2 protein-coding genes are annotated in these 8,137 nt (G+C 75.9%); both read left to right on the forward strand.

Going from position 1 to position 8,137, the window contains the following annotated elements:
- Positions 1-2 precede the first annotated feature (2 nt).
- Entirely contained in the window at positions 3-1,940 is a 1,938-nt protein-coding gene (gene asnB, locus ABZ956_RS29925) for an asparagine synthase (glutamine-hydrolyzing) (protein ID WP_361900448.1), read from the forward strand.
- On the forward strand, positions 1,933-8,137 hold a 6,205-nt coding region (locus ABZ956_RS29930; RefSeq protein WP_361900451.1), incomplete at its 3' end, for an amino acid adenylation domain-containing protein. The genes asnB and ABZ956_RS29930, both read left to right, overlap by 8 nt.

Consider the following 8,137-nt stretch of genomic DNA (forward strand, 5'->3'; position numbering starts at 1 on the left):
CCATGTGCGGCATCGTCGCGATCTTCTCCGCCGACGGCGGACTCGACCCGGCCGACCTGAACGCGCCGATGGCCGACCTGCGCCCCCGAGGCCCCGACGGGGAGGGCACCTGGGTGTCGCCCACGGGCCGCGCCGCCCTGGGCCACACCCGGCTGGCCGTGATCGCCCCCGCCTCCGGGCACCAGCCCATCGCCGGCCCACGGGGGGCGGTGCGGCTGGTCGTCAACGGCGAGTTCTACGACTACCGGGCCATCCGCCGCGAACTCCGCGCCGAAGGCTGTCGCTTCCGCACCGCAAGCGACAGCGAGATCGCCCTCCACCTCTACCTGAGGGACGGCCACCGGGCGCTCGAGCGGCTGCGCGGGGAGTTCGCGTTCGTCCTGTGGGACGAACGCCGCGGCACCCTCTTCGCCGCCCGCGACCGGTTCGGGGTCAAACCCCTCTACTACACCGAGCACGCCGGCCGCCTCCACCTGGCCTCGGAGATCAAGGCGCTGCTCTCCTGCGGCGCCGACGCCCGCTGGGACACCGCGTCCTTCGCGGCCCACCTGCAACTGGGCCTGCCCGCCGACCGCACCCTCCTCGCCGGCGTCCGCCAGCTCCCGCCCGGCTGCTACCTGGAGGCCGACGCCCGCGGCACGCGCGTGCGCCCGTACTGGGACCTCGACTACCCGCCCACCGCCGAACTTCCCCCCGCCGGCGGCCCCGGGCAGCTGGAGGAGCACCTGGGCGCCGTACGCGAACAGGTCGACGAGGCCGTACGGCTGCGGACGGTCGCCGACGTGCCCGTCGCCTGCCACCTCAGCGGCGGCCTCGACTCCTCCACCATCGCCGCCTCGGCCGCCCGCCACACTCGCCTCACCGCCTTCACCGTCGCCTTCGACGACCCCGCCTTCGACGAGAGCGCCATCGCCCGGCGCACCGCCGCCCGGCTGGGCATCGCCCACCGCGAGATCGCCTGCCGCCGCGACCGGTTCGCCGACCAGCTGGCCCCCACCGTCCGCGCCGGCGAGATGGTGCAGGAGAACTCCCACGGCATCGCCCGCTACCTGCACAGCGCCCACATCAAGAAAGAGGGCTTCACCGTCGTCCTCGCGGGCGAGGGCGGCGACGAGGTGTTCGTCGGCTACCCCCAGTCCCGCAAGGACCTGGCCCTGAGCCTGTCCGCCGGCGCCCGCGCCCGCGCCGCCACCGGCTACGCCCGCCTGGCCGGCCAGGGCCTGCCGCCGTACCTGTGCGCGCTGCTGGGCACCCTGGGGTTCCTGCCGGGCTGGATCGTGGACCGCCACCTGAAGGTCACCCAGCCCGTCACGGCCCTGCTGCGCCCCGACTTCGCCGCCGAGCTGGCGGCGGCCGACGCCGCCACGCCCCTCCTCGACGCCGGGGCCGGGCAGCTCGCCGGGCGCGCCCCGGTGCACCAGTCGGGCTACCTGTTCGCCAAGAGCTGGCTGCCGGGCTACCTGCTCGCCGCCGAACGACTGGACTCCGCCCAGGCCGTCGAGGTCCGCCTGCCCTTCTTCGACCACCACCTCTTCGACGTGGTCCGGCGCACCCCCCTGGCCTGGTACGACAAGGACGGCGCCGGCAAGTACCCGCTGCGCGCCGCGATGCGCGACCGGCTGCCCCGCGAGGTCACCGAGGGACAAAAGCGGGGCTTCTTCGCACCCCCCATGGTCGACGACGACGCCATGCTCGCCGGCCTGCGCGCCCTGACCGAGGAGCCGGTCCTGAAGGACAGCCCCTTCTTCGACCCGCACGCCGTCCGCACCCTGCTGGACCGGCTGGCCACGGCGCCCGCCGCGCGCCGGGCCGGCAGCGAACGCCTGCTGCAACTCGTCGCGAGCACCTGCGCGCTGGCCGGCGCCTTCGGCCTGAGCGCGGGCGCGCCCGCGCACCTGACCCCGAGCCACCGCGGGCTGGGAGGCCACCCACGTGTCTGACATCGATTCCGGCGCCGTCCCCGAGGACGACCTGGCGGCCAGGATCGCCGCCCTGCCCGCCGAACGCCGCGCGGCGTTCGAGGCCATCCTGCGCCGCACGGGCCCAGGGCACCGCCCGCACACCGGCATCCGCCGCCACGGCGACGCCCTGCCACCGCCCTCCTTCGGCCAGGAACGCATGTGGCTGCTCGCCGACCTCATGCCCGCCGCCTACAACTACGCCACCGCCCTGCGGCTCCGCGGGGAACTGGCCGTCCCCGCCCTGCGCGGCGCGCTGCGCGCCATCGTGCGCCGCCACGAAGCGCTGCGCACCACCTTCCGCCTGGACGGCGACCGCCTCACCCAGGTCGTACACCCCCCGGCGGACGTACCGGTACGCCTGGTCGACCTGACCGGCCCGGCCCCCGACACCGGGCGGCTGATGCGCGAGGAGGCCCGCCGGCCCTTCGACCTGGAGCACGGCCCCCTGCTGCGGGTGACCCTCTTCCGGCTGGGCGCGCGGGAGCACATCGCGCTGCTGGCCATCCACCACGCCGTCACCGACGGCTGGTCCAACGGCGTCCTGATGGAGGAACTCGCCGCCGGCTACCGGGACCTGCGCGCCGGACGGCCCGAACGCACCGCCCCGCCCGCCGTCCAGTACGGCGACTACGCGCGCTGGCAGCGCGAGCGCATGGACGGCCCCGAGCTCACGGCCCTGACGGACTTCTGGTCCGACGCCGTGCGCGACCTGCCCCGGACGGCCCTGCCCACCGACCACCCCCGCTCCGCCGCCCGCCGCGGCGAGGGAGCCAACCACGCCCTCGTACTCACCCCCGAGCTGACCGCGCGCCTGGCCGACCTGCGCCGCCGCGAGGGCGGCTCGCTGTTCATGCTGGTGCTGTCCGCACTGCTGGTGGTCGTGCGCGGGCTGAGCGGACAGGACGACCTGGCGGTGGGCACCCTGACCGCCGGCCGCACCCGCCCCGAACTGGAGCGCCTGATCGGCTACTTCGTCAACGTCCTGCTGCTGCGCTTCGAAGCCCCGGGCGGCGCCTCCTTCCTCGACCTGTGGCGGCAGGTCCGCGAACGGCTGGTCGCGGCCTACGCCCACCAGGAACTGCCCCTGGAGAAGGTCCTGGAGCTGCGGCGCTCCGACAGCGGCGCCGCCCCCACCGAGCCGCCCGTCAGCGTGGTGTGCGTCGCACAGCAGCCCGCACCCGCGATCACCTTGCCCGGGCTCGAGGCGAGCGCCGAGAACGTCGACCTCGGCACCGCCCAGTTCGACCTCGTCGTCGAGGTGCGCGAGCGCCCCGAGGGCCTGCAGATCGCCTTCCAGTACGACCGCGACCTGTTCACCGCCGCCACGATCCGGATCGTCGCCGACCACCTGCGCACCGTACTCGAACAGGCCACCACCGACCCGGCACTGCCCTGCGCGGACCTGCCGCGCGCCCACCTGACCGCCGCACCCGCACCCGCCACCACGGCCGCCCCCGCCGCCGCGACCCTGCACCGGCTCTTCGAGGCCCAGGCCGCGAAGACGCCCGACGCGGTGGCCGTCGTCGACGGCGACCACCGGATCTCCTACCGCGCCCTCAACACCCGCGCCAACCGCCTGGCCAGGCACCTGCGGGCCCGCGGCGTGCGCACCGAGGACCGGGTGGCGCTCGACCTGGCGCCCGGCGCCGACGCCGTGACCGCCACCCTCGCCGTCCTCAAGGCCGGCGCCGCCTATGTGCCGCTCGACCCCGGCCACCCGCGCGAACGGCGCGCCGCGATCCTCGCCGACGCCCGCCCCGCCGCCGTGCTCACCCCCGCCTTCCTGCGCGACGAGGCCGCCGCCGTCGCCCGGCGCGATGGACACGACCTGAACCTGCCCGTCCACGCCGACAACCTCGCCCACCTCCTCTACACCTCCGGATCCACCGGCGAACCCAAGGGCGTCCTCGGCCCGCACCGGGGCGCGGTCAACCGCGTCGCCTGGATGAGCGCCACCCACCCCTTCGCGGCCGGCGACGTGTCCGTGGCGCGCACCGCCCCGGGCTTCGTCGACGCGGTCTGGGAGCTCTTCGGCCCCCTGCTGGCCGGCGTCCCCCTCGTCGTCCTGCCCACGGACACCGCCCGCGACCCCGCCCTGCTCGTGCACGCCCTGCGGGAACAGCAGGTCAGCCGCATCGTGACCGTGCCCTCGCTGCTCACCATGCTGCTGGCCGAGGATGCCGGGAACACCGTCGACTCCTCGTCCCTCGACACGCGGCTGGCGTGTCTGCGGACCTGGATCACCAGCGGCGAGCCCCTCCACCCCGAACTGGCCCACCGCTTCCACGCCTGCCTGCCGGGCCGCACCCTGCTGAACCTCTACGGTTCCTGCGAGGTCGCCGCCGACGCCACCGCGGCCCGCGTCGACCCGCACGCCGTCGACGGGCCGCCCCTGCCGGCGCGCTGCCCGGTCGGGACGCCCATCAGCGGGGTGAGCGCCGTGGTGCGGGACGCGCGGCTGCGCCCGCTGGCCGCGCTGATGCCGGGCGAGGTGTTCGTCGGCGGCGCGTGCGTGGCCCGCGGCTACCACGGGCGGCCGGCCGCGACCGCCGCGGCCTTCCTGCCCGACCCGCACGGCACCCGGGGCGAGCGCGTGTTCCGCACGGGCGACGTGGCCCGGCAGCGGGCCGACGGCCTCCTGGAACTGCTGGGCCGCGCGGACCGCCAGGTGCAGATCCGCGGCCACCGTGCCGAACCCGGCGAGATCGAACAGGCCCTGCTGGCCCACCCCGCCGTGCGCGCCGCGGCCGTGATCGCCGACCCGGACGCCACCGGGTTGTGGGCCTACGTCCAGCCGGAGCCCGGCGCCGCCCCGCCGCCGGCGGCCGAGCTGACCGGCTTCCTGCGCGCCCGGCTGCCCGCCCCCCTCGTGCCCACGGCCGTCACCGTGCTGGACGACCTGCCGACGACCCCGCACGGCAAGACCGACTACCACCGGCTGCCACGGCCCGACCTCTCGGCCGCCCGCGCCGCCTGGGTCGCGCCGCGCACCGCCACCGAGGCCACGGTCGCCGAGGTGTTCGCCGACGCGTTGGCCCTGGACGGGCCGCCCGGCGCGCACGACGACTTCTTCCTGCTCGGCGGCCACTCCCTCCTCGCCGCGCGCGTGGCCGCCGAGCTGCGCGGGCGCTGCGGCGTGGACGCCGGTCTGCCGGACGTCTTCGCCGCCCCCACCGTCGCCGCGCTCGCGGCCCGCATCGCGGCCCGCATCGCGGCCCGCATCGCGGCCCGCACGCCGCTGGACGCCCAGGAGAGCACGGCCTTCACCCCCGACCCCGGTGCCCGGCACGAGGCGTTCCCGCTCACCGATGTCCAGCGGGCCTACTACGTCGGCCGCGAGGGCGGCTTCGCGCTCGGCGGCGTCTCCACCTACGCCTACCTGGAGATCGAGACACCCCGGCTCGACGTGGAGCGGTTCACCGCCGCACTGCGCGGGGTGATCGAGCGGCACCCGATGCTGCGCGCGGTCATCCGCCCCGACGGCCTCCAGCACGTCCTGCCCGACGTACCGCCCTACCAGGTGACGGTGTACGACCTGCGGGAGACGGACGAGGCCGGGCGGCGCCACCGGCGGGTGGCACTGCGCGAGGAGATGTCCCACCAGGTGGTGCCCGCCGACCGCTGGCCGCTGTTCGACGTACGGGTCTCCCTCGCCCCCGCCACGACCGTGGTGCACGTCGGCGTGGACGCGCTCGTCTGCGACGCCCACAGCTTCGGCCTCGTCATGACCGAACTCGCGGAACGTTACACCGACCCCGCCCGCGAGTTCCCTCCGCAGACGGCGGGCTTCCGCGACTACGTACTGCACCAGCAGCGGCTCCGCTCCTCCTCGCGGTACCAGCGGGCGCTGGCGTACTGGCGGCAGCGGTTGCCCGAACTGCCGCCGGGACCGGAGCTGCCCCTGGCCACCTCGCCCGAGAGCATCGGCACGCCGCACTTCGAGCGCCGCTCCGGGCGGCTCGACGCCGCGTCCTGGGCGGCCGTCAAGGAGCGCGCCCGCGCCGCCGGACTCAGCCCCTCCGGGGTCCTGCTGGCCGCGTTCGCCGAGGTCGTCACCGCCTGGAGCGAACGCCCGCGCTACTCGCTGATGCTGACGGTCTTCGACCGTCCCCCGGTACACCCCGACATCGGACGGATCGTCGGCGACTTCACCTCGCTGAGCCTGCTGGAGGTCGACCACCACCTGCCCGGCGACTTCACCGAGCGGGCCCGGCGGCTGCAGGGCCGCCTCTGGGAGGACCTGGACCACTCCGCCGTCAGCGGGGTCACGGTGATGCGGGAATGGGCCCTGCGCCGCGACGCCCCGCCCCGCCTGCTGACCCCTGTCGTGTTCACCTCCAACCTGCCGGTCGGTGACGCCGCGGCGGACCCGAAGGACGCGCCGGGTGAGGAATGGACGCTGGGGGAGCCCGTCTTCGGCATCAGCCAGACCCCCCAGGTCCACCTCGACCACCAGGTCGCCGAGGACCGCGGCGAACTGGTCTTCAACTGGGACGCCGTCGAGGAGCTGTTCGCCCCGGGCGTCCTGGACGCCATGTTCGACGCCTACACCGCCGCGCTGGCCCGGCTCGCCGCCGGGCCAGGAGCCTGGACGGAGCCCGGCCGGCCACCGCTGCCCGCCGCCCAGGCCGCGGTCCGCGACCGGGTCGGCGCCACCGCGGCACCGCTGCCGACCCGCCTGCTGCACGAGGCGGTCGCGGACGCCGCGCGGCGCCGGCCCGGGGCGACCGCCGTGGTGGCCGGCGACACCCGCCTGACCTACCGCGAGCTGACCGGGCACGCCCGGCGCGTCGGACACACCCTGCGCCGCCTCGGCGCCCGGCCGAACCAACTGGTCGCCGTCGTCGCCCGCAAGGGCTGGCAACAGGCGGTGGCCGCGCTGGGCGTGCTGGAGTCGGGAGCGGCGTTCCTGCCGCTGGACCCCGAACTGCCCGCCGAGCGGCTCGTCCACCTGACGCGGCGCGGCGAGTGCGCCGTCGTCCTCACCGAGCGGGCCCTGCTGGCCGAACTGGCCGTCCCCGCAGGCGTCACCGTGATCGCCGTGGACGACGAGGCCGCGCTCGACGCCTGCCCGGGCCCCCTGGAGCCCGTCCAGACCCTCACCGACCTCGCCTACACCATCTTCACCTCGGGCTCCACGGGCGAACCCAAGGGCGTCATGATCGACCACCTCGGCGCCGCCAACACCCTGGAATGCGTCAACCGGCGCTTCGCCACCGGCCCGGACGACGCCGTCCTCGCCGTCTCCTCCCTGAGCTTCGACCTCGCCGTCTACGACCTGTTCGGCGTGCTCGCCGCTGGCGGCACCGTGGTCCTCCCCACCCACGGCCGCCGCCGCGACCCCGGCCACTGGGCCGACCTCGTACGGCGCGAAGGCGTCACCCTGTGGAACTCCGTCCCCGCCCTGGGCACCGTCCTCGCCGAGTACGCCGAGGCGCTGGCCCCCGACGCGCTGCGCACCCTGCGCGCGGTGATGTTCAGCGGCGACTGGATCCCCCTCGGCCTGCCCGACCGGATACGGGCCCTGGCCGCCGACGGGGCGACCGTACTGAGCCTCGGCGGCGCGACCGAGGGCTCGATCTGGTCCGTCTGGTACGAGATCGGCCGGGTGGACCCCCGCTGGCGCAGCATCCCGTATGGCACCCCGCTGGCCAACCAGCGCCTCGCCGTGCTCGACGAGGACCTGCGGCCCCGGCCCGACTGGGTCCCCGGCGAGCTCTACATCGGCGGCACCGGCGTCGCCCGGGGCTACTGGCGCGACGCCGGGCAGACCGCACGGCGCTTCCCCGTCCACCCCGCCACCGGGGAGCGCCTCTACCGCACCGGCGACCACGCCCGCCACCTCCCGGACGGCACCCTCGAGTTCCTCGGCCGGCAGGACGACCAGGTCAAGATCAGCGGCTACCGGGTCGAACTCGGCGAGATCGAGGCCACCCTGGAGCGGCTGGAGGACGTCGCGGCGGGCGCGGTCATCGCGGTCGGCGAGCCCCGCGGCGAGCGGCGCCTCGTCGGCTTCGCCGTCCCCGCGCCCGGGCGGCCCTTCGACCCGGCCGCCCTGCGAGGGGCCCTCGCCGCCCGGCTGCTACCAGCTACCCGAGGAGCGACCCGTCATTGGCTGAGCACCGCAACCCCCTCCGCCGACGCCTGCGCCGTACGGAACCGACCACCCGGCGGGC

The organism is Streptomyces sp. NPDC046261 (assembly GCF_040646235.1).
Classification (GTDB): Bacteria; Actinomycetota; Actinomycetes; order Streptomycetales; family Streptomycetaceae; genus Streptomyces.

Excerpts from the sequence above, each read along its gene's own strand:
- asnB (WP_361900448.1), top strand. The coding sequence starts at position 3 with ATGTGCGGCATCGTCGCGATCTTCTCCGCCGACGGCGGACTCGACCCG.